The sequence below is a fragment of the Trujillonella humicola genome (assembly GCF_046233715.1).
Taxonomy (GTDB): domain Bacteria; phylum Actinomycetota; class Actinomycetes; order Mycobacteriales; family Geodermatophilaceae; genus Trujillonella; species Trujillonella humicola.
Genome location: NZ_JBJNRJ010000022.1, coordinates 1 through 22,422 on the forward strand (window position 1 = coordinate 1; position 22,422 = coordinate 22,422).

The 22,422-nt window shown below is 77.8% G+C and carries 18 protein-coding genes; 10 read left to right on the forward strand and 8 right to left on the reverse strand.

Features of this window, described 5'->3' with window-relative positions:
• Window positions 1-552: helix-turn-helix domain-containing protein (locus ACK586_RS12890; RefSeq protein WP_409330889.1), on the reverse strand; the 552-nt coding region annotated here is incomplete at its 3' end.
• A 252-nt stretch (window positions 553-804) separates the two neighbouring features.
• On the opposite strand from ACK586_RS12890, the gene ACK586_RS12895 reads away from it, so the two are divergent.
• Window positions 805-1,983 carry an MFS transporter gene (locus ACK586_RS12895; RefSeq protein WP_409330890.1) on the forward strand — a complete coding sequence of 393 codons (1,179 nt, stop codon included), beginning with the start codon at window positions 805-807 and terminating at the stop codon, window positions 1,981-1,983.
• An 84-nt stretch (window positions 1,984-2,067) separates the two neighbouring features.
• Window positions 2,068-3,186, forward strand: a complete 1,119-nt coding sequence (locus ACK586_RS12900; protein ID WP_409330891.1) for a DUF3616 domain-containing protein — start codon at window positions 2,068-2,070, stop codon at window positions 3,184-3,186.
• 91 nt (window positions 3,187-3,277) lie between these two features.
• Here ACK586_RS12900 and ACK586_RS12905 read toward each other — a convergent pair whose 3' ends face one another.
• From ACK586_RS12905 to ACK586_RS12920, 4 genes are all read right to left on the reverse strand, one after another.
• The gene (locus ACK586_RS12905; RefSeq protein WP_409330892.1) at window positions 3,278-3,685 is read right to left on the reverse strand and encodes a DUF6221 family protein; all 408 of its coding nucleotides are present in this window, start codon (window positions 3,683-3,685) and stop codon (window positions 3,278-3,280) included.
• 22 nt (window positions 3,686-3,707) lie between these two features.
• Window positions 3,708-5,498 carry a protein kinase domain-containing protein gene (locus ACK586_RS12910; RefSeq protein WP_409330893.1) on the reverse strand — a complete coding sequence of 597 codons (1,791 nt, stop codon included), beginning with the start codon at window positions 5,496-5,498 and terminating at the stop codon, window positions 3,708-3,710.
• A 119-nt stretch (window positions 5,499-5,617) separates the two neighbouring features.
• A complete protein-coding gene (locus tag ACK586_RS12915) occupies window positions 5,618-7,420 on the reverse strand; it encodes a potassium channel family protein (RefSeq protein WP_409330894.1) in 1,803 nt (600 codons plus the stop codon).
• Window positions 7,421-7,431: 11 nt separating this feature from the next.
• Window positions 7,432-7,818: a DUF6394 family protein gene (locus tag ACK586_RS12920; protein ID WP_409330895.1), complete on the reverse strand. Its 387-nt coding sequence runs from the start codon at window positions 7,816-7,818 to the stop codon at window positions 7,432-7,434.
• A gap of 113 nt (window positions 7,819-7,931) precedes the next feature.
• Here ACK586_RS12920 and ACK586_RS12925 point away from each other — a divergent pair, with 113 nt between their 5' ends.
• The 4 genes from ACK586_RS12925 (at window position 7,932) to ACK586_RS12940 (ending at window position 11,724) form a co-directional block, all read left to right on the forward strand.
• Complete coding sequence (locus ACK586_RS12925; RefSeq protein ID WP_409330896.1) at window positions 7,932-8,723, forward strand: class I SAM-dependent methyltransferase; 792 nt, start codon at window positions 7,932-7,934, stop codon at window positions 8,721-8,723.
• 77 nt (window positions 8,724-8,800) lie between these two features.
• A complete protein-coding gene (locus ACK586_RS12930; protein ID WP_409330897.1) occupies window positions 8,801-9,487 on the forward strand; it encodes a maleylpyruvate isomerase family mycothiol-dependent enzyme in 687 nt (228 codons plus the stop codon).
• Window positions 9,484-10,803: a CoA transferase gene (locus ACK586_RS12935; RefSeq protein WP_409330898.1), complete on the forward strand. Its 1,320-nt coding sequence runs from the start codon at window positions 9,484-9,486 to the stop codon at window positions 10,801-10,803. Before ACK586_RS12930 ends, ACK586_RS12935 begins: the two co-directional genes overlap by 4 nt.
• Before the next feature lie 123 nt (window positions 10,804-10,926).
• Window positions 10,927-11,724, forward strand: coding sequence for an SDR family NAD(P)-dependent oxidoreductase (locus ACK586_RS12940; RefSeq protein ID WP_409330899.1), 798 nt, complete (start codon window positions 10,927-10,929; stop codon window positions 11,722-11,724).
• A 256-nt stretch (window positions 11,725-11,980) separates the two neighbouring features.
• Here ACK586_RS12940 and ACK586_RS12945 read toward each other — a convergent pair whose 3' ends face one another.
• Window positions 11,981-12,421, reverse strand: coding sequence for an NAD(P)H-dependent oxidoreductase (locus tag ACK586_RS12945; RefSeq protein WP_409330900.1), 441 nt, complete (start codon window positions 12,419-12,421; stop codon window positions 11,981-11,983).
• A gap of 137 nt (window positions 12,422-12,558) precedes the next feature.
• On the opposite strand from ACK586_RS12945, the gene ACK586_RS12950 reads away from it, so the two are divergent.
• A complete protein-coding gene (locus ACK586_RS12950; RefSeq protein WP_409330901.1) occupies window positions 12,559-13,713 on the forward strand; it encodes an aminotransferase-like domain-containing protein in 1,155 nt (384 codons plus the stop codon).
• Here ACK586_RS12950 and mug read toward each other — a convergent pair.
• Complete coding sequence (mug, locus tag ACK586_RS12955; RefSeq protein WP_409330902.1) at window positions 13,710-14,237, reverse strand: G/U mismatch-specific DNA glycosylase; 528 nt, start codon at window positions 14,235-14,237, stop codon at window positions 13,710-13,712. The two genes, ACK586_RS12950 and mug, sit on opposite strands and share 4 nt — an antisense overlap.
• Window positions 14,238-14,274: 37 nt before the next feature.
• Here mug and ACK586_RS12960 point away from each other — a divergent pair, with 37 nt between their 5' ends.
• Together ACK586_RS12960 and ACK586_RS25610 are read left to right on the forward strand one after the other, a co-directional pair.
• Window positions 14,275-14,727 carry a MaoC family dehydratase gene (locus ACK586_RS12960; protein WP_409330903.1) on the forward strand — a complete coding sequence of 151 codons (453 nt, stop codon included), beginning with the start codon at window positions 14,275-14,277 and terminating at the stop codon, window positions 14,725-14,727.
• 114 nt (window positions 14,728-14,841) lie between these two features.
• The gene (locus ACK586_RS25610; RefSeq protein ID WP_425330379.1) at window positions 14,842-15,969 is read left to right on the forward strand and encodes a cold-shock protein; all 1,128 of its coding nucleotides are present in this window, start codon (window positions 14,842-14,844) and stop codon (window positions 15,967-15,969) included.
• 110 nt (window positions 15,970-16,079) lie between these two features.
• Here ACK586_RS25610 and ACK586_RS12985 read toward each other — a convergent pair whose 3' ends face one another.
• On the reverse strand, window positions 16,080-20,573 hold the full coding sequence (locus ACK586_RS12985; RefSeq protein WP_409330904.1) for a cation-translocating P-type ATPase: 4,494 nt from the start codon (window positions 20,571-20,573) through the stop codon (window positions 16,080-16,082).
• A 187-nt stretch (window positions 20,574-20,760) separates the two neighbouring features.
• Between ACK586_RS12985 and ACK586_RS12990 the strand changes: the two genes are divergently transcribed.
• Complete coding sequence (locus ACK586_RS12990; protein WP_409330905.1) at window positions 20,761-22,389, forward strand: HNH endonuclease signature motif containing protein; 1,629 nt, start codon at window positions 20,761-20,763, stop codon at window positions 22,387-22,389.
• Window positions 22,390-22,422: the final 33 nt, after the last annotated feature.

Sequence of the window (22,422 nt, forward strand, 5' to 3'; positions counted from 1 at the left end):
TGGACCGGGTGCGACCAAGCCGTCGGCGATGGCGTAGAGCTCCAGCACCCGGGCGGTCTTGGCGTCGTAGTCCGGATCGGTGCTGGCCTTGAAGGTCTTCACCGCTTGAAAGCTGACGTCCTCGTCACGCAGCAGGGCACGCAGGCCCTCGTGGGAGATGTCGTCGACCACCCCCTCGGCGACCAGGAAGTCGGCCAGCTTGGACAGGCTCCAGGTCGAGAACGGCAGGTCATGATCGGCCGGCCGGGACAGCGCGATCTGCTTGATCTTCGCCCGCTGCTTGAGGTCGAACTTGGGCGGACGGCCGCCGGCGTAGCGCGGATACAGCGAGTCGAACCCGTCGGCGGTGAAGTTGTGCAGCACGTCGCGGACCCGGTCGTCGGTGCTGAACGTGACTTCGGCGATCTTGGCCACGGGCATGCCCTGGGCCGACAGCAGCACCATCTGCGCCCGGCGCCAGGTCACCACCGATCCGGTTCCGCGGCGCACGATGCGCAGCAGCCGGTTGCCCTCGTCGTTGCTGATCGGCCGGACCTGCACGGGGTGGACCATCTCGCATCTCCTGCGGGGAAGTCAGGATCAGACAAGACAAGGCTGGCCCTCTCAAGCGCCCGTCGACACCCCCGTTGCCGCCGCGATCTGGGCGAAGGTTGGCAGCCGCGGCACTAGCCCCGCCCGGTTGCGGCAGGACGGACCGATGGCCCCGCGCACCCACGTCGTCCTTGGCAGCGGCGCGGCAGGGGTGCCTCCCGGGTCGGGACGCTGAAGGCGGTCCTGGAGTCCGGCGTGCGAGCATCGCCCCTCGTGCGAGGGGGAGCGGAGAGCGGGCTGCCCCGCGAGGTGCGGGTGCTGGCGGTCGTGGCCTTCGTCGTGGCGCTGGGGTTCGGGGTCGTCGCCCCGGCGCTCCCGCTGTTCGCCCGGGACTTCGGCGTCGGCACCACCGCGGTCGGGCTCGCGGTCAGCGCCTTCGCGTTCTTCCGCTTCGTCTCGGCCTTCGGGGGCGGCGCGCTGGTGGAGCGGTTCGGCGAGCGCTCGGTGCTGGCCACCGGGCTGGTCGTCGTCGCCGTCACCACGGGGCTGGCCGGGCTGGCCGGCTCGTTCCCGGTCTTCCTGGCGCTGCGCGCGATCGGCGGCGTCGGCAGCGCCATGTTCACCGTCGCCGCGCTCGCGCTGCTGCTGCGGGTGGCGCCGCCCACGCACCGGGGGCGGGCGGCCGCAACATGGCAGGGCGGGTTCATCCTCGGCGGCATCGCCGGCCCGGCCGCCGGGGGGCTGCTCACCGAGCTCTCCCCGCGGCTGCCGTTCCTGCTCTACGCGGGCACGCTGCTGGTGGCCGGGGCCGTGGCCCTGACGATGCTGCGCGTGCCCCCGGGCCCCGCACCCGCCGACACGGGGCCGGACCTCGACGAGGGGCCCGTGCCGCTGATCGCGGCGCTGCGCTCGCGCGCGTACCTGGCGGCGCTGGTCGCCAACCTCGGCGTCGGCTGGGTCCTGTTCGGCGTCCGCAACTCGCTGGTCCCGCTGTACGTCACCGAGGAGCTCGGCCGCGGCGCCGCCTGGGCCGGCGCCGGGCTGCTCGCCGGGTCGGCGGCCCAGGCGCTGGGCCTGCTCCGGTCGGGCCGGCTGGCCGACACGTGGGGACGGCGGCCGTCGCTGGTGCTCGGTGCGGCGGTGGGCACCGGCGCCCTCGCGCTGCTGGTGCTGCCGCCGGTGACCGGGGTGTTCCTCCTGTCGATGGCCGCCTACGGGCTGGCCGCCTCGCTGCTGGCCAGCGTGCCGGCGGCGCTGGTCGGCGACGTGAGCCCCGCGCGCAGCGGTCGGGTGGTCGCGGTGTTCCAGATGTCGGCGGACCTCGGCGCCGTCGTCGGTCCCCTGGTGGCCGGCTGGCTGACCGACGTCGCGTCCTACCAGGTCGCCTTCGCCGTCAGCACCGCCGTGGTCGCCGCCGGGCTGGCCGCCGCGCTGGCGCTGCCCCGCCGCTGAGCCGGCCGGCGGCGCGCGGATCGCCGCACGGGCGAGCACCCGGGTGGCAGGCTGCGCGCCGCCCCCGATCAGAGAGGCCCCCCGGTGGCCTCGCGTTCCACGCCGGCCCGGCCCGGCTCCCCCGATGCCGGCGACCTCACGGTCGAGCGCACCGTCCGCCTCGCCTTCAGCGGGGACTCCCGCGCGGCGCAGACGCACACCAACCTCTCCGCCGTCCGCAGCGACGGCCGGGTGCTGTGGGTGGCCGGCGACGAGACCGCGACGATCGAGCGGCTGGTCGCCGACGATCCCGCGCACCCGGGCGAGTACGGGCGGCAGACGACGGTCCACCTCGCCGACCTCGTCGACCTGCCCGGCGTGGACGCCTCGGAGGAGGCCGACGTCGAGGGCCTGGGGCGGACCGGCCCGTGGCTGTGGGTCATCGGGTCCCACAGCCTGCGGCGGCGGCAGATCAAGGACCGGCACGACGGCGACAAGGCGCTGCGCCGGCTGGCCAGGGTGACCGGCCAGGCCAACCGCCAGCTGCTGGCGAGGATCCCGGTGGTCGACGTCGACGGCCTGCCGACCGCCGTCCGCGAGGTGACCGTCGACGGCGAGCGGCTCTGCGCGGCCGTCCTCGGGGCGGACCTGCGCGAGCTGCTCGCCGGCGACGAGCACCTGGGTCCGTTCCTGCCGATCCCCGGCAAGGACAACGGCCTGGACGTGGAGGGCATCGCCGTCTCCGCCGACCGGGTGTACCTGGGCCTGCGCGGCCCGGTGCTGCGCGGCTGGGCGGTGGTCCTGGAGCTGCGGCCCGAGCCGGACCCCGACGACGGCGCCCGGCTGCGGCTGCGCCCCTTCCCCGACGGCCGCGGCTACCGCAAGCACGTGCTGCGCATGGACGGCCTCGGCGTGCGCGACCTGTGCCCGCACGGGGAGGACCTGCTGGTCCTCGCCGGGCCGACGATGGACCTCGACGGGCCGGTGCGGGTCTACCGCTGGCACGGCGCCTGTGCCGCCGAGACGCCGCAGGTGGTCCGGGACGGGCAGCTGACCCGCGAGGTGGAGCTGCCGTTCGGCGACGGTGACGACCACGCCGAGGGCATCGGGCTGCTCGGCACCGACCGCACGCGGCTGCTGGTCGTCTACGACAGCCCCGCGCGGGCGCGGCTGGACGACGCGGGCGGGGTCCTCGCCGACGTCGTCCGGCTGCCCGTCGGCTGACCTCCCGCGCTCGCCCGCCCGCCGGCGCCCGGAGGGCGGGGGTGGCCGCCGTCCGGACCGCGGCCCGGCCGGGGGGCTGCGGATCGGGTGGTCAGGGCCGCCACTCGGCGCGGTAGTCCGGGTGGTCGGCGTAGGGCAGGGCGAGCAGCGCGAGGGTCAGCGCGGCGAGCTGGTGGGCATCGGCCGGCGGCACCGGGAAGTCGGCCATCCCGTTCTGCCGCCGGCCCACGAAGGCGACCTCGGGCCGCAGCTCGCGGCAGGCCAGCACCAGCCGCCACCGGGCGGCGCAGTCGGCCAGCACCGCGGGCGGGTCGTGCCGCGCGACGTGCACGCGCGCCACGTCCGGCAGCTGCCCGTCCCGCGGCCAGTCCTCGTCGGCCTCGCTGGCGATGCGCTTGTCCTCGGCGATGCGCGCCAGCAGGAACTCGTCGAGCCGGGGCACCATGTCCGGCTCGAGGCCGGAGCCCTCCGCTGCGCCGCTGCGCGCCGCCGGTTCCACGGTCGGTCCTCCTCGGTGCACGTCAGGCGGCGGGGGCGGCGGGCGCGGGAGCGCCGGAGGTCGTCGGCTGGTCGGCACCGCCGGTGCCGGACGCCGGGGGCTCGGACGCGCCGCCGGTCGGCCCGGTGGGCCCGGTCGGGCCGGTGGACGCGGTCGGGTTCGTCGGTTCGCTCGGCCCGGTCGGCTCCGCCGGTCCCGTGGGCCCGGTCGGCTCCGTCGGCCCGGTGGGCTCCGTCGGCCCGGTCGGGGCGCCCGGGTCGGGCTCCGGCCCGGGGGACGTCCCCGGGTCGGACGTCGGAGCCGGGTCCTGCGGCGGCGCGGTCGTGAGGTCCGGCGCCGTCGTGCCCTGCTCGGGAGACGGCACGGGCGCGGGGTCCGCCGTCCCCTCGGGCACTGCCGGCGCGGGAGCCGGCTCGGGGACCACCGGCACCGACGCCCCGCCGACGGAGCCGCCGGTGCCCTCCGGCGCCTGCTGCTCGGCCGGCGCGACCGCCACGGTGATGCGCACCTCGTCCCCCTGCCGGAGCCGGACGCCGGTGGGGTCGACGGCGGTCACCGTGCCGGCCGGGCGGTCGGCGGTGGCCTCCTCGCTGCGGACCACGACCAGACCCAGGGCCTCGAGCTGTGCGGCGACGTCGGCGTACGGGCGGCCCACGTGATCCGCGGCGGCGAGCACGATCCCGGGGTCGGCGGCCTCGCTCGGACCCGAGGCGGTCTCCTCGCCGTCCCCGGCGCCGCCCGGCCCGAGGACCAGCACCAGCGCGCCGGCGACCGCGCACAGCACCAGCAGGGGCAGCAGCACCGCCAGCGGACGGCGGCGCGCCGTCCCCCCGGCGTCCGGGCGGCGCGCCGCCGTCCCGGCGTCCGGGCCGCGCGAGGCGCCGACCGCGCTCGTGGCGGCAACGGTGTCGGCGGCTCCCGCCGCCGCGGCGAACCGGGCGGGGCGGGTGATCGGGGACGGGCCGTCCGGCCCCTCCCCCAGCGTCTCCTGCACGGCGTCCAGGAAGGCGGCGCCGTCGGGGATCCGCTCCCCCGGGTCCTTGGCCAGCGCCGAGCCGATGAGGCCGCGCACCTCGTCGGGCAGCTCCGCGGGGAGCGGACGGGGATCGGCGACCACGTGCTGGAGGGCGACCGTCACCGGGTTGGTGCCCTCGAAGGCAGCGTGCCCGGTCAGCGACTCGTAGCCGACCAGCCCGAGCGCGTAGACGTCGCTGGCCGGCGTGGCCGGCTCCCCCTTGGCCTGCTCGGGGGACAGGTACTGCGCCGTGCCGATCACCTGGCCGGTGCCGGTCAGCGGCACGCTGTCGGCCGAGCGGGCGATGCCGAAGTCGGTGAGCTTCACCGCGCCGTCGGGCCGCACCAGGATGTTGGCCGGCTTCACGTCGCGGTGCACCAGGCCACGCCGGTGGGCCTCGGCGAGGCCGGCCGCGGTCTGCCGCAGCACCGAGAGCGCGTCGGCGGGGTCCATCGGCCCGTCGGCGGCCAGCCGCGCCGACAGCGGCGCCCCCTCGACCATCTCCATCACCAGGTAGGCCAGGTGCTCCCCCGCGTCCTCCTCCGGCGCCTCGCCGTAGTCGAGCACGCAGGCGATGTTCGGGTGGCTCAGCGCCGCGGCGTTGCGCGCCTCCGCGCGGAACCGGGCCACGAAGGTCGGGTCGTCGGCGTACTCGCTGCGCAGCACCTTGACCGCGACGGTCCGCTGGAGCACGGTGTCGCGCCCCCGCCAGACCTCGCCCATGCCGCCCGTCGCGATGCGCTCCCGGAGCTCGTACCGCCCCCCGAGGAGCCGATGTCCTCCATCGACGGTCGACACGTCTGATCACCCTCGTTCCGCTGCCGCGGGCCTGCTCCCGCCCCCCTCTCCGGTTCCCCTCTGCGGATGAGTCACACGCGGATCGGCGGATCCGTGCCCCGACGGCTGCGTCCCGGGGGTCAGCCGGCGGGCTCGGGCACGCGGCGGCCGAGCTTGCGCCACAGCCACCCCGAGGCCACCCGCCGGCCGCTGACCAGGTACTCCGGGACGGCGTCGTCGAGCAGCGTGGCCTCCAGCGCCCGGCGGACGGCCGGGCGGCCGGCGAGCAGCAACTCGTCACCGGGCCGCAGGACCACGTCGTCCCCCGGCGCGAGCAGGTGCTCGGCCCCCTGCCGGAGCACGAGCGGAACGGCGGCCAGGCGCCGGTCGCGGTCCACCGGGCTGCGCAGGAGGTCCCCGAGCGTCAACCGCCCCTGCTCCAGCCAGCCGCCCAGGGACGGCGCCCCGTCCTCGTCCAGCCGCACCTTCCACAGCGGGTCCAGGTGGCGGCCGCACTGCTCGTGCAGCCGGTCGGTCATCGCCGCGGCCCAAGCGTCGTCGCGGTCGAGCAGGCCGCGCAGCAGACGCCACAGCAGCGGCGTGGACAGCTGCGCGTAGGCCTCGTGGGCGACCACCGCCGTCGGCACCAGCAGCGCGTCGACCTCCAGCGCCGCGAACAGCGGATCGCTGGCCGGGGAGTTCTGCCGGACGGCGACGAAGACGCCCGGGGCGAGGCGGCGCGCCTCGGCGACCAGGGAGATGTTGGTGATGTCGTCGTCGGTTCCCGCGACGAACCCGACCGCGCCGGCCAGCCCGGCGCGGTCGAGGACGTCGGGGTCGGAGGCGTCCCCGACGACCGTGGGGGCGACGCCGTCCTCGTCGGGGCGCGGGTCGATCGTCACGACCTCCAGCCCCTCGGCCCGCAGGTCGGAGGCGAAGTGCCGCCCGAAGGTGCCGTGCCCGGCCACGACCCACCGCCCCGGCGCCGGCGCCTCGCGCCGCTCGGGCAGCTCGGCGCCCGGGCCGCTCTCCAGCCAGGTGGTCAGCTGGTAGGACGACGGGGCCCGCAGCGCCAGCCGCAGCCGGTCGCCGAACCGGTCGAAGGGGTTGATCACCGTCGGCGAGCCGAAGGCCCGCATCCGCTCGGCGACCACGGCCGACGTCGTCCTGGCCACGACCGGCAGCTCGGGACGCAGCAGCGCGGTGCTCATGACGACGGCGAGGTTGGCCTGGTCGTCGTTGGTCAGCGCCACCACCCCCTCGCACCACGGGTGGTCCAGGCCGGCGACGACGAGCGCGTGCAGGTCCCGGGCGTCGCCGACCAGGCCGGGCACGTCGGCGTGCGAGGTGTTGAGCTCCAGGACGTCGATGCGCTGCTCGTCCCGGTCGATCACGGTGAACCGGCGGCCGAGCCCGTCGAGGGCCTCCCCCAGCTGCTCACCGGTCTGCCCGTACCCGGCCATGAGCAGGAAGGGCTCCCGCAGGCGGGCGACCTTGCGGGTCACGTGGCCGGTGGTCACCGCCCGGCGGAACGCGCGGTCCTGGAGCAGCGTGAGCACCGACCCGATGGCGTAGGCCCAGCCGACGACGGTCAGGTAGATCGTGACGACGACCCACATCCGCTGCGCGTAGGTGAACGTGGTCGGCAGCTCCCCGAAGCCGATCGTCGTCGCCGTGTAGCTCATGAAGTAGAACGCGTCGAAGACGCTCATGTCCGCGGGCCGTCCCTGGGCGTCCTGGCCCGGGATCAGGCTCAGGCCCAGCACGCTCACGGAGAAGACCAGGATCAGCGTGATCAGCGGCGCCCGCAGCCGGCGCAGGACGACGAAGACGGCGCCGGACTGGGTGGCGCGGGCCAGCTCCGGGTGCCGGCGGCGCGGCGGCACCGGTCGCGCGGCGTCCCGCGTCCCGCGTCGCCGGGAGACGCCCGGCAGCCCGCCCACGCCGCCCGCCGTCAGCGCCGCTGGAAGGACACGGTCTCGACCACCAGGAGCACGAGGGAGACCAGGTTGGCCAGGAGCGCGCCGCCGGACAGGGAGACGACCCCGGCGATGGCTCCGGGCGTGACCCCCTCGCTGCTGATGTGCTCGGCGTGCACGTAGACGACGGTGGCGGCGATGAGCTGCAGGTCGGCCACCAGGCTGGTCGCCAGGTGCACGGCGCCGATCTGGGTGCGGTCGCCGAACTTGAGCACCGTGGCGATGAGGTTCACGACCACCGCCGCGTACAGCTCCCACGACTTGTGCAGTTCCGGATCGTCGATGTCGCCGACGAAGAACCCGAAGTTCAGGGTGGCGGCGAGCAGCACGAAGAACCCGAACACCACCTTCTCGAGGTTCATGCGCGCGACTCCCCGGCCGGACCTGGACCGACGCCGACCGTAGCGTCGACACACCGAGGCCGCCGGTCGGCAGCTCTTCTCCCGGCGCCCGCAGCGGGCCAGGCTGTGCGGGCATGACGACGGACGCGGTCTGGGTCGAGGACATGCCGGCGCTGTACGACCGCCTGCTCGCACCGGCGCTGTTCGAACCGTTCGCCGGAGAGCTCGCCGGACGGGCGGCGGCGCTGGCGCCCTCCGGCGTCGTGGAGGTCGCGGCCGGCACCGGCGTCGTCACCCGCGCCCTGTGCGCGACCCTGCCCGCGGCGCGGGTGGTGGCCACCGACCTCAACCCGGCGATGGCCGCCCGCGGCGCGGCCGGGGTGCCCGCCGCGCGCTGGGCGGTCGCCGACGCGCAGGCGCTGCCGGTGGCCGGCGGCGTGGCCGACCTGGTGGTCTGCTCGTTCGCGGCGATGTTCTTCCCCGACCGCCGCGCCGCCTTCGCCGAGACGGCGCGGGTGCTGTCACCCGCGGGCACCGCGCTGTACTCGATCTGGGACGACGTCGAGCGCTCGACCTTCCCGGCGGCGCTGGTGCGCGCGCTGGGGACCGTCCTCCCGCAGGACCCGCCGGACTTCGTCGTCCGCGTCCCGCACGGCTACGCCGACGTGGACCGGATCGCCGCCGACCTGGCCGCCGGCGGCCTCGCCGGCGACGTCGAGACGGTGCAGCTGACCGCCGAGACCCCGTCGGTGACCGCGCTGGCCGAGGGCTTCTGCCTCGGCACGCCGCTGCGGGCGGTCCTCGCCCGGCGCGGGTCGCTGCCCGACCTGGTGGCCGCGGTCGCCGGCGCGATGACGGCCGAGCTGGGTGACGGGCCGGTGCGCGGCGCGCTCACCGCGCACCTGGTCACCGCCCGGCGGGCCTGAGGCCGCCGGCAGGAGGACGGCGGTCTTCGGCAGCCGTACCACTGGGCGGGCGACCCGGCGGTCGGCATGCTGCCCGCGTGGAGACGACGCTCGAGCACCGGTCCGCCCTCGCCGCCGAGCAGGAGGCCTTCACCGCACTGGCCGCCGGGGCGCCGGCGGACCTCCCCGTGCCGGCGTGCGGCGACTGGACGGCCGGCGTGCTCGTGCGCCACCTCGCCACCGTCCACCGCTGGGCGGCGCTGGCCACGCGCACCGGCCCCGGCGGGGAGCTGCCCGACATGCGTCCGCTGTGGCGGGAGACCACCGCGGACGACTACCCGGCCGCCGCGGCGGAGCTGCGCGCGGCGCTGACCGACCCCGCGCGCCCCTGCGTCACCCTCGTCGGCCCCGGCGCCGCCGCCTGGTGGGCCCGGCGGCAGGTCTCGGAGACCTTCGTCCACCGGCTGGACCTCGCGGCCGCGCTGGGGGTCGCGGCCGACGCCGACCCCGCGGTGGCCGCCGACTGCGTCGCCGAGGTGGTCGACACGATGCACCCGCGGCAGGTCGCCCTCGGGCGGGTGGCGATGCCGGCCCGCGGTCTGCGCCTCACCGCCCCCACGGGCAGCTGGGAGCTCGGCCCGGCCCCGGTCGCGGAGGTGACCGGGCCGGAGGTCGCGCTCGCCCTGCTGCTGTGGCACCGCACGGACCTCGACGACCCGCGGCTGACCGTCACCGGCGACCGGGCCGCCGCGGCCGCCGTCCTCACCGGGCCGGTGGTCCCGTGACCGCCGGCCACCCGCCGCCCCCGGTGGCGACCGTGCCGGACCTGCTCGGCGAGGTGTGGACGGCGCTCGGGGGCGGGCCGCTGCCGGCGCCGGTGACCGTCCGCGGCTCGACCGGCCTGGCCGGGCCGCTGGCCGCCGAGGAGCTCGCGCTGGCCGCGGTGGCCGCCCCGCTGCTGGCCGCCCGCGAGCTGTCCGGGTCGTCCGCACCGCTGGACCTCGACGCCCGGCACGCCGGGCTGGCCGTGCGCAGCGAGCGCTTCGTCTCCCGCGCCGGCCGGCCGGTCGGGCCGGGGTTCGCGCCGATGTCGCGGTTCTGGCGCACCGCCGACGGCTGGGTGCGGCTGCACGCGAACTACCCGCACCACCGGGCGGCGGTGCGGGCGGTGCTCGGCGAGGGCGACCCCGACGCGGCGGCCGCGGCCATGACGGCGCTGGACCTCGAGGAGGCGGTGGTGGCGGCCGGTGGCGCCGCGGCCGCGGTCCGGTCACCGCAGGCCTGGGCGGCCTCCGCTCCCGGCCGGGCGGTCGCGGACCTGCCGCTGCTGTCCCTGGGGCCGGCCGGCGAGGCGCCGCCCCGCGACGCCGGCCGCCCGCGGGTGCTCGCGCTGACCCGGGTCATCGCCGGGCCGGTGGCCGCCCGCACCCTGGCCGCGCTGGGTGCCGACGTGCTGCGGCTGGAGAGCCCGCGGCTGCCCGAGGACCCCGGCACGCTGGCCGACACCGGCTCCGGCCAGCGGACGGCGGTGGTCGACCTGGCCTCCCGCGACGGCCGGGCCACCGCCGAGGAGCTGCTCGCCGGCGCCGACGTCGTCCTCCTCGGCCACCGGCCCGGTGCGCTGGAGGCGTTCGGCCTCGACCCGGCGGAGCTGGCCGTGCGGCACCCGCACCTGGTCAGCGTGCGGCTGTCGGCGTGGGGCACCACCGGCCCCTGGGGACGGCGGCGCGGCTTCGACTCACTGGTCCAGGCCGCGACCGGGATCGCGGAGGTCTGCGGCTCGGCCGGCCGCCCGGGCGCGCTCCCCGCCCAGGTGCTCGACCACGCCACCGGGCACCTGGCGGCCGCGGCCGCGCTGCGGGCCCTGACCCGCCGGCGCGCCCGGGGCGGCACCTGGTCGGCCGAGCTGGCGCTGGCGCGGACGGCGGCACGGCTGCTGGCCGCCGGCCGCGTCCCCGACCGGCCCGGCGACGACCCGGACCCCGTCCCCCACCTCGTCGAGGTCGCCGCGGACGACGGCCCCCTGACCGTCGTCGGCCCGCCGGGCGCCCCGCCCTGGACGAGCGCCGCCCGGCGGTCGGCGCCCGCCTGGCTCGCCTGACGCGCAGGCAACGAGCAACCGCGAGCAGCTCCGAGCAGCTCCGAGCAGCCACGACGCCCCGCGCCCCCGCCCCGCCCCACCTCCTCGCCAGAATGGCCACTCCGGCGGACGAGAGGCGGGGGCATGGACCTGGGGCTGCGCGGACGGCGGGCGATCGTGACCGGTGCGAGCCGGGGCATCGGGCTGGCAGTGGCCGAGGCGCTGGCCGCCGAGGGCGCGGCGGTGGCGCTGGTGGCCCGGGACGCCGCCGGCCTGGCCGCGGCCGCCGACCGGGTGGCCCGGCACGGCGCGCCGGTGCTGCCGCTGTCGGCCGACACCACCGACGACGCCGCCGTCCGGGCCGCGGTCGACCGGGTGGTCACCGAGCTCGGTGGGGTCGACGTCCTGGTCAACTGCGCGGCGCGGCCCGCCTCGGCCGGCCCCACCCCGCCGCTGACCGGGCTCGCCGACGACGACGTCCGCGTCGAGCTGGAGACCAAGGTGCTGGGCTACCTGCGCTGCGCGCGGGCGGTCGCGCCGCACATGGCCGCCGCCGGCTGGGGCCGGATCGTCAACGTCAGCGGCCTCAACGCCCGGCGCACCGGGTCGCTGGTCGGCTCCGTGCGCAACGTCGCCGTCGCGGCGATGACGGCCAACCTCGCCGACGAGCTGGGCCCGTCGGGCATCACGGTCACCTGCGTGCACCCGGGGACGACGGTCACCGAGCGGACGGCGTCGGTGGTGGCCGACCGGGCCGCGCGCGAGGGCGTCGACGAGGCGGAGGCGGCGCGGCGGCTGGCGGCCGGCACCAGCATCGGCCGGCTGGTGACCGCCGCGGAGGTCGCCGACGTCGTGGCGTTCCTGGCCTCCCCGCGCAGCGCCGGCATCACCGGGGAGTCGATCGCCGTCGGCGGCGGCAGCCGCGGCGTCATCCACTACTAGGACGCCCGGCCGCGCCCGACCGTTCGGGCCGCGGCGGCCGAACGCCTCGTGGTGGGGGCTGCGTCCCGACCGGACCCTGCGCGTCCCTCGCGGCGATCTCGCGGTTCCCCCGTGGTAACCCTGCGCTGCGGTCGGCAGAGTCCTCCCTGTCGCCGGGCCACGGGGGACCGGCGGCGAGAGCACGGGGGAACGGGCCCCGCTCACCAGCCTCGGGGGAGGGTCGGTGGGCGGGGCCCGGCTCGTTCCCGCCGGGCCGTCAGAGGCCGACCGCGACCGTCGCCGCGAGCTCCCGGACCGCCTCGAGGTCGGCGGGCCCGGGGGCGCCGGTGAGGCTCAGCGGGGCGGCGACCTGCTTCCAGCGCAGCGCCCCGGTCACCTTCGCGATGCTGGCCAGCGCCCCGGCGGTGTCGTCGTTGCCGTGCACGTACACGCCGAAGGGGAGGCCCGCGGTGGCGTCCAGGCACGGGTAGTAGACGGTGTCGAAGAAGTGCTTGAGCGCGCCGGACATGTAGCCGATGTTGGCCGGCGTCCCCAGGAGGACGCCGTCGGCGGCGAGCAGGTCCGCCGCGCCCGCCGAGAGCGCCGGGCGCACCTCCAGCTCGACCTCCTCGACCATCGCGGCGCCCTCGCGGACCGCCTCGAGCACCGCCTGCAGGGCCGGCGACGGGGTGTGGTGGACGACGAGGAGCCGGGGCACGGCGGCATCCTCCCCCAGGACGGCGGCCCGATCGCGCCGCCGGCGTGCCGCGCTGGTCGCGCCTCCCCCGCCCCCGCCGTCCCGGTGGCCGGGGACCCGGGCGACGCCGCGGCGGCGCACACGGCAGGATCGAGGGCGTGACGCACTCGCCGACCGACTCCGACACCGGCCAGACGCAGCGCCCCGCGCCACCCGCGGCGATCTCCTTCGCCCGGGGCGCCCCCTCCACCGACATCGTCGACGTCGAGGGCCTCAAGCGGGCCGCGGCCGCCGCGTTCGAGGACGACCCCGCGGGCGTCACCGGCTACGGCACCGCGATCGGCTACGTGCCGCTGCGGCGGTGGATCGCCGACAAGCACGGCGTCCCCGAGGACCACGTGCTGGTGACCAACGGGTCGATGCAGGCCGACGCGTTCCTCTTCGACGAGTACGTCACCCCGGGCACCTCCGTCATCACCGAGCGCCCCACCTACGACCGCACCCTGCTCGGCCTGCGCCAGCGCGGCGGCGACGTCCACCTGGTCACGCTGCAGGAGGACGGCATCGACGTCGGCGAGGTCGAGGCCCTGCTCGCCGGCGGCCTGCGCCCGGCCCTGGCCCACGTGATCCCGAACTTCCAGAACCCGGCCGGGTACACGCTGTCGCTGGCCAAGCGCGAGCGGCTGCTCGCCCTGGCCCGCGAGTACGACTTCCTGCTGTTCGAGGACGACCCGTACGTCGACGTGCGCTTCTCCGGCGAGCCGCTGCCGCGGATGCTGGAGCTCGACGGCGGGCCCGACAGCCGGCAGGTCGTGTACGCCTGCTCGTTCTCCAAGACCGTGTGCCCCGGCATCCGCGTCGGCTACCTCGTCGGGCCCCCGGCCGTGATCGACCGGATCCGGGTGCGGGCGACCAACACCTACATCGCGCCGAACATGGTGGCGCAGGGCACCGTCTACCAGTACGTGTCCGGGGACCGCTTCCCCGCCGCCCTCGAGCGGGTGAAGAGCGCGCTCGCCGAGCGGGTCGGGGTGCTCGACGAGGCGCTGCGCGCGCACCTGCCGCAGGCGTCGTTCCGCCGTCCCGAGGGTGGCTACTTCCTGTGGGTCAGCCTGCCCGAGGACGAGGGCCACGACGTCGCCGCCATCGTGCGCGAGGCCACCGCGCGCGGGGTGACCATCGTGCCGGGCACCGACTTCCTGCTCGAGGGCGGGCAGAACGCGTTCCGCCTCGCCTTCTCCGGGGTGACCGCCGACGTCATCGACGAGGGCGTGCGCCGGCTGGCCGAGGCCGTCGCCGCCGCGCGCGGCTAGCGCGGCGGCGCAGGGCGCAGCCGGGCGTACCAGCGGGCGAGGTCGGGCAGCTGGTGGTGGGCGTTGAGCCCGCTGGGGTTGGGCACCACCCACGTCTCGGCCCCGCCGAGGGGGTCGGGCTGCCGGCCGAGCGCGGCCCGCGGGCGGCCGGTGGCCAGCCGCCAGGCCGTCACGCCGAGCACGGCCAGCACCCGCGGGCGGTGGCCGGCCACCAGCGCGGCGAGCGCGACCAGCCCCTCCCGCAGCTCCGCGGCGCTCAGCTCCGCGGCGGTCCGGGTGGGCCGGTCGGCGATGTTGGTGGACCCGAGCCCGTAGGACAGCAGCTCGCGGTCCTCGTCGGGCGCGAGCCGGCGCGGGGTGAGCCCGGCCAGGTGGAGGGCCGGCCAGAACCGGTTGCCCGGCCGCGCGAAGTGGTGCCCCACGGCGGCCGAGGTCAGCGACGGGTTGATCCCGCAGAACAGCACGTCGAGGCCGGGGGCGACGACGTCGGGCAGCGGCTTGGACCGGGGGGCGGGGAGTGCCACGCGGCCGAGTGTCCCCGGGGACGGCTAGCGTCGGGCCGTGGCCGAGCGCTGGTTCGAGGACTACCCGGTGGGCGCGACGGGCGAGTACGGCCCGATCTCCGTGGCGGAGGACGACGTCGTGGACTTCGGCCGCCGCTTCGACCCCCAGCCGTTCCACGTCGACGCCGAGGCGGCCGCGGCGAGCCCGTTCGGCGGGCTGATCGCCAGCGGGTGGCACACCTGCGCGCTGATGATGCGGCTCTACGCCACCGAGTACCTGTCGTCGGCCTCCAGCCTCGGGTCACCGGGGATCGACGAGCTCCGCTGGCGGGCGCCGGTGCGGCCCGGCGACGAGCTGGTCCTGCGCACCGCCGTGGAGGAGGCCCGCGTCTCCCGCAGCAAGCCCGACCGGGGGCTGCTGCGCACCCGCGTCGAGCTGGTCGGCCGGGATGGCGCGGTGGTCCTGTCGATGGTCGCGATGAACCTGGTGCGCACCCGCCCGGCCGGGTGAGCGGGGCCCGCCGTCACCCCGTCCGCACCCACCTGGCACCGTCGTCGCCGGGTGGGCCCGCCCCGGAGCGGGTAGTGCACCCCGGAGAGTCTGTCGAGAGCAGGAGTGCAGAGGATGCCGCAGGGCACGGTCACGTGGTTCAACGCCGAGAAGGGGTTCGGGTTCATCGCACCCGAGGACGGTGGGGACGACGTGTTCGTCCACTTCTCGGCCATCGAGGCCTCGGGCGGCTTCCGCAGCCTCGAGGAGGGCGAGCGGGTCGAGTTCGAGGCCAGCCAGGGCCAGCGCGGCCCGCAGGCCGACCGGGTGCGCTCGCTGGGCGGCGGGGGCGGCGGCCGGTCCGGCGGTGACCGCGGCGGTGACCGCCGCGACCGGGACGACCGGGGCGCCGGGCGCGGCGCCGGCGGCCGCTCGCAGGGCACGGTCGCGCGGTTCAACGCCGAGAAGGGCTTCGGGTTCATCGCCCCCGACGACGGCGGTGACGACGTCTTCGTCCACTACTCGGCCATCGACGAGGCCGGCTACCGCGAGCTGCAGGAGGGCCAGCGGGTCGAGTTCGACGCCGTCCGCGGCCAGCGCGGCATGCAGGCCGAGGCGGTCCGGGTGGTCGGCGGCGGGGGCGGCGGTCGCGGCGGCCGGTCCGACCGCGGCGGCCGCAGCGAGCAGGGCGGCGGACGCGGCGGATACGGCGGTGGCGGTGGCCGGGTGCAGGGCACCGTGGCCCGCTTCGACGCCGACAAGGGCTTCGGGTTCATCGAGCCCGACGACGGCGGCGACGACGTCTTCGTCCACTTCTCGGCGATCGACGACTCCGGTTTCCGGTCGCTCGACGAGGGCCAGCGGGTCGAGTACGAGCCGGTCCGCGGCCAGCGCGGCATGCAGGCCGACGGCGTCCGCGTGGTCGGTGGCGGCGGGGGCGGCGCCCGCGGTGGACGGCCCGAGCGCGGCGGCTACGACCGCGGTGGCTCCGACCGGCCGGCCCGCGGCGGTCGCGACGAGCGACCGGCCCGGCGCGGCGGCGGTGGGGGCGGCGGCCGCGGCCAGGGCACGGTCAACTGGTTCAACGCCGAGAAGGGCTTCGGGTTCATCACGCCCGACGACGGCGGCGACGACGTCTTCGTCCACTTCTCCGCCATCCCCGACCGCGGCGGCTACCGCGAGCTGCAGGAGGGGCAGCGGGTGGAGTACGAGGCCAGCCGCGGTCAGCGCGGCATGCAGGCCGACTCCGTCGACCCGCTGTAACTCCGCCTCGGGCGTTGTCCCGCAGCCGGCCACTCCGGTGGCCGGAATGGCCGGTTGCGGGACAACGCTGGCAGCGGGTCCACGGGTGGCATACCGCGTCAGCGGTCGCGTCAGCGCTGCAGCCGGGCGACCACGCGCGGTCCGAGCTCCGCGGTCGCCGTCCCGGCGGCGGCCGAGGCGAGGACGGCGCCCCAGGCCACCGGGTCCAGCGGCGTGCACCCGAAGAAGCGGCTGACGCCCGGGGTCTGGACGACGGCGACCAGCACGGCCAGCGAGCCGGCGGTCGTGGCCAGCACCAGCGGGCTGCGCCGTCCGGCCCACGCCGTCTGACCGAGCTGGGTGGCGATCAGCGCGGCGAGGCCCATCGTGCCGGCGCGACCGCGGGGGCCGGTGAGCCGCCCGGTCACCCAGGCGCCGGTCGCCCCGACCGTCGTGGCCGCTCCGCGCACCAGCACGGCCCGCCGCACCTGCTCGGTGAACCCGCGGTGCGGCCCGGCGGCCAGCACCGCCGCGAGCGGGTGCCCGGCCAGCGGGCCCTCGCCGTCCTCGGCGGGCGCCCGCCGCGGCGTGGCGACCGCGACGGCCAGCGCCGGGAACATGTCGGTGAGCAGGTTGACCAGCAGCAGCTGGCGGGTGCCCAGCGGTGAGCGGCCGCCGACCGCCGTCCCGAGCACGGTGAAGGCGATCTCCCCGGCGTTCCCGCCGACCAGCACCGACACCGCCTCGCGCACCCGGCCCCACATCGCCCGGCCCTCGGCGACCGCGTCGACCAGCCGGGTGAGGTCGGCGTCGGTGAGCACCAGGTCGGCGGCGGTGCGGGCGGCCGGGGACTCCGCGCCGGCCACGCCGACACCGACGTCGGCCAGCCGGATGGCCGCGGCGTCGTTGACGCCGTCCCCGGTCATCGCGAGGGTCGCGCCGGCGCCGCGCAGCGCCGCCACGAGCGTGACCTTCTGCTCCGGGGACAGCCGGGCGAAGACGGCGGCCCCGGCCACCAGCCGGCGGCGTTCCTCGTCGGAGGCCTTCGCGAGCTGCGCGCCGGTGACCACCCGGTCGGCGTCGGGGATGCCGGCCTGCGCCGCGATCGCCGCAGCGGTCTCCGGGTGGTCGCCGGTGGCCACCAGCACCCGGATGCCGGCGGCCCGCAGCTGCGCCACCGCGGTGGTGCTGGACTCCCGCACGGTGTCGGCGAGCCCGACGAGCCCGCGGACGGTGAGGTCGCGGGCCGCGTCCTCCAGGTCCTCGGGGACCCCGTCGACGGCGCGGTCGGCGACCAGCAGCACGCGCAGCCCCTCACCGGCCAGGTCCGCGACCCGCTCGCGCACGCCCTCGCACGCGCCGCAGCGGCGGAGCACCACCTCGGGCGCGCCCTTCACCACCAGCCGGCCCGCGCGGACCGCGGCGGAGAACCCGCGGCCGCCGGCGAACGGCAGCGCCGCGTCGGGGTCGCCGTCCGGCGCGGCCCCGCGTTCGGCGGCGGCCTCGGAGACCGCCCGGTCGGTCTCGTGCGCGTCCTCCTCGCCGGGCGGGACCGCCGCGGCGGCCAACCGCAGGACGTCGTCCTCGCCCGCCCCGTCGAGCCCGACGGCGCGGACCAGCCGCAGCCGGTTCTCGGTGAGCGTGCCGGTCTTGTCGAAGCAGACGGTGTCGACCCGGCCCAGCGCCTCCAGCACCCGGGCGGAGCGCACCACCGCCCCGCGGGACGACAGCCGCCGCGCCGCCGCCTGCTGCGCGACCGTGGCCACCAGCGGCAGCCCCTCGGGGACCGCGGCGACGGCGATGGCCAGCCCGGCCGACACCGCCTGGCGCAGCGGCCGGCGCCACAGCAGCGACAGGCCGGTGACCAGTCCCCCGCCGGCCAGGGTCCAGGGCAGCACGGAACTGGTGAGCTCGCCCAGCCTGGCCTGCACGCCGGCAGGGGGCGCCGCTCCCCCGGCCGCCCGGGCGGCGCGGCCGGCCTGGGTGGCCTGCCCGACGGCGACCACGACCGCCCGGCCGCGACCGGCGACCACGGTGGTGCCGTCGAAGAGCATCCCGGTGCGGTCGGCGACGTCGGCGCCCGGCGTGGGATCGGACGACTTGGCCACCGCCAGCGACTCGCCGGTCAGGTTCGACTCGTCGACCTCGAGGTCCTCGGCGGCGAGCAGCCGGGCGTCGGCCGCCACGACGTCGCCGGGCTCGACCACGAGCACGTCGCCGGGCCGCAGCGCGCCGCCGGGCACCTCCTCGGTGCCGGCTCCGTCGCCGTCCCGGCCGGTCTCCCGGCGCGCACGGACGTCCTGCTCCAGCAGCAGCGACTCGAGCGCGGTCTCCGCCCGCAGCCGCTGCAGGCCCGACAGCAGCGCGTTGCCGACGGTCACGCTGCCGACCAGGACCGCGTCGGTCACCTCGCCGAGCACCGCGGTGGCCGCGGCGCCCGTGGCCAGCACCGGGGTGAGCGGATCGGCCAGCTCGGCGACGACGGTGCGCCCGTAGCGCAGCGGCGTCCGGACGACCGGGACGGCGGCGGCCCGCCCGGCCAGCGCGCCCACGACGGACCTGCGGCGCTGCGCGTCGGGAGCCGTGCCGGCCAGCCGGCGCAGCACGTCGTCGGCGTCGAGCGCGTGCCACGGGGTGTGCACGGTGGGCGGCGGGACCGGCCGGCGGGCGGCCCGCGCGGCGGTGACCGTGCCGTCGAGCATCGTCCACGTGGTCGCCGACTTGCCCGGGGTGGTGGCCCGGCGCTGGCCGGTCAGCGGCCGGCCGACCGAGGCGAGCAGCCCGCCGAGCACGTTGGCCGAGATCGCCGTCTCCACCGCGCGGCGGCTGAGCGCCCGGGCGTCGCGGGCGGCGGCCACGATCCGGCAGGCGTCGGCGAGCCCGGGGCCGGTGACGAGGTCGGCACCCCAGGCGGGGGCGCGGCCCGCGCGGACCGGCGCGACCCCGACGTCGGCCGCGTGCAGGGCGGGGCCGTCGGTCGCCGAGACGAGCAGGACGACGGCCCCGTCCTCCTGCAACCGGCGCACGGTGGCGAGCAGCGGCTCACCGGCCGGCGGGACCTCCTGCGCGGCGGGCGCCACCTCGGCCGTGCCCGGGTGCTCGGGCAGGACGATCCGCAGCCCCGCCGCGGTCGCGGCGTCGAGCAGGGCCTGGGCGTGCGGGTCGAGCTCGGGCGCCACGGTGGCGGTGCCCACCCGCCGCCCCCGGACGGTGAGCACGTGCCGTCCGGTGCGCGGGGCGTCCTGCCGGCCGAGCAGCCGGGTGGCGAGGGTCCAGACCGCGGCGTCGTCCCAGGCGTCCTCCCCGTCGGTGGCCTCGGCGTCGGCCTCCACGACGACGGGTGGTCCGGTGCACAGCGCCGCGGGGTCGACGACGACGGTGTCGACCCGGTCCAGCCGCCGGTAGGCGCCGCCGTCCATGGGCAGCACGCCCTGCCGGCACAGCAGCAGGTCGAGGGTCGCGGCGAAGGACTCCCGGCCGGCCGTGGCGGCCTTCGGGGTCAGGGCCTTGATCAGGTCGGCCGAGCGCGCCGGGTTCCGGGTGAGCGGCACGAGGCCGAGCGCGCCGGCCAGGGTCGTGGGCGCCAGGCGGTCGCGGTAGGTCTCCACCGGCCCACGGGGCAGTGGCCGGGGCCGCTCGCCGGGCGGCGCGAGCGGGGTGCCGACGTCGTCCTCCGGCTCGGGGCGGCACAACTTCGGCTCGCGCGCTCGCCAGACCTGCCGGCGGGCCCGGACGGCGGCGGCCTGCTGCAGGGACTGCGCGGCGTGGATGGCCGGCACGACAGGGCTCTGCGCGAGCGCGTGCAGCAGCGAGCCGGTGCCGGTCAGGGCGAGGTCGGCGCCGACCCGGCCGATCCGGCCGGTCAGCGCCTCGCGGACCCGGGGCTGGGACTCCAGGAGCGCGAGCACCAGGGTGGCGTGCCGGGTCAGCCGCGGCACCGGGAGCACCCGGCCCAGCAGGGCGGCGCCGACGCCGGCGGTGGCCACCGACGCCTTCACGGCCGCGGCGAGCAACGGCTCGAGGTCGGCCGGGTGGTCGGGGGCGTCGGGGAAGACGCCGGTGCCGCCGCGGGCCTGCTCGATCGCGGTGACGGCGCCGACGACGTCCCCCACCGAGACGCGCCGGTCGTCGAAGGCCACCAGCACCCGGCCGACGACGTCGTTCACCGCCGCCCACTGCACGCCGTCGAGCCGCTCCAGGTGGCGGCGCAGCGCGGATCGGACCTCCGGGGCGTCCTCGGCGGCCGGGGCGGCGAGCTCGACCTGCGCGTGGCCGCGCTCGGCCCACACCCGGCGGGTGTGCCGTGCCGACGGCGGCTCGAACAGGGTGCGCGCGGTGCCGAGCACCCCCTCGCGCACGTGCCCGGCGGGGAAGGGGTCCGCACCGGTGACCACGGTGCCGACGGCGCGGGCCGCCGGGACCACGGCGTCCCTGGCCAGACCTGCGGTGGCGGCCAGCCCCTCGGTGGCGGCCCGGGTGAGCCAGGTCGTGGCCCGGGCCGGTCCGGTGAGCAGCCCGACGGTTCCCACGGCGGGGACGGCGGCGGCGCCCGCCCCGGTCGCCACCGCCCGGGCCAGCCCCGCGAGCACACCGGGGACGGCGACGGTCGTGCGCAGCAGCCCCATGTGCATCCCCCCGGCGGAACTGAGGTGACACGCAACGCTACGCCGGCCCGGCAGCCCGCGCCCGCCCGAGCCGGTGCAGCGAGGCCGCGTTCCCGGCCGGGTCCTGCAGCGTGGGCGCACGCACCGGACGCTGTTCTCGCTGGCCAGCGCCCCGGAACTGTCGTACCCCCGGCCTAGCGTGCTGGTCATGGCGGGGGTGCGGGAGTTCGCGGTCGGGGTGACCGTGGTGCCGCTGGCCGCTCCGCCGGAGCGGGACGTGGAGCCGCTGCCGACCGATCCGGGGTGGGTGCCGGACACGCTGCCGGAGATGCTGCCGCCGCGCCGCAGCAGTGCGCAGGAGGCGGCGCTGCTGCAGCAGATCACCGCCGCCGAGGCGATGCTGGCCGGGCTGCGGGTGCGGGCGGTGCTGGGCCTGGCCGCCGCCCGCCCCGACCCCCGCCACACCCACGGCGACGACGAGCAGCGCCGCCCGGGTGAGCTGGAGGGGGTGAGCGAGTTCTTCGCCGACGAGCTGGCCACCGTGCTGGCCTGCTCGCGCACCGCGGCCGGGAAGCTGGTCGACCGGTCCGCGACGCTGGCGGAGAAGCTGCCGGCCACCCTCGCCGCCCTGGACGCCGGCACCCTGGACTGGCCGCGGGCCCAGGTGCTGGCCGACCAGCTGGGCTGGAAGGCCCGCGGGGTGGACCCGGCCGTGATCGCCGAGGTCGAGGCCGCCGTCCTGCCGGCCGCCGCCGAGCTGTCGATCCGCCAGCTGGAGGCCGCGGTGCGTCACGAGCTCACCGCCCGCGACGCCGCCGCCGCCGACCGGCGCCGCACCGACGCCGAAGCAGGCTGCGACGTGACCGTGCGCCCGCTCGGTGACGGGGTCAGCGAGCTGGTCGCCCGCATGCCGCACGAGCTGGCGGTGGCCTGCCGGCGCACCGCCGACACCGACGCCCAGGCCGCGAAGACCGCCGGTGACCCCCGGCCGCTGGGGGTGCTGCGCGCCGGAGCGCTGGCCGACCGCATCCTGCAACCCGGCGCCGACCGCACCCCGGTCACCGCCACCCTCACCGTCGACGTCCCTCTCGCCGCGCTGACGGTGGATCGCTTCCTGGCCGCCGGTGGCCCGGCGCCGGAACTGTTCCGACCCGGCGCCACCCCCGCCCCGACCGCCGAGGTCGACGGCGAACCGATCACCGCCACCCACCTGCGCCGCCTCCTGGCCGACCTGGACGCGGTCGGCCTACGCGCCCCCACCGACGGCGCGCTGCGGTACGCGTTCACCGACACCGACGGGCGGCTGCTGGCCGTGGCCACCGACACCGAACTGCGCGCCGCCGCCGCCCGCGGCTGCCCCACCCACCCCCACACCTGCTGCGGCTGCCCCATCCTCACCACCCCACCGGCCGTGCACCGGTACCGGCCGTCGGCGGCGCAGGTGCGCTACCTGCACACCCGCGACCGCACCTGCCGCCACCCCGGCTGCGCCAACCGGGCGGTGTGGGCCGACGCCGACCACGTCATCCCGCACGCCGCCGGCGGGCCCACCGCCTGCGAGAACCTGTGCTGCCTGTGCCGCCGGCACCACCGGCTCAAGACCCACGCCGGCGGCTGGACCTACCAGCTGGCCCCCGACGGCACCCTCACCGTCACCACGCCCTCGGGGGTCACCCGGACCAGCCGCCCCCACCGCCGACGGCGGGCCGACACCGAACGCCGATCCCGCGCCCCCGGCAGCGACCCACCCCTGCTCCCCCTCACCGGCACCCGCGTCCTCACCGGCCCACCCCTCCCCGGAGCCGAGCCCCCCGACGACGACCCGCCACCCTTCTGATCAGCGGCCCCTGCTGCCGCTGACCGATCGAGG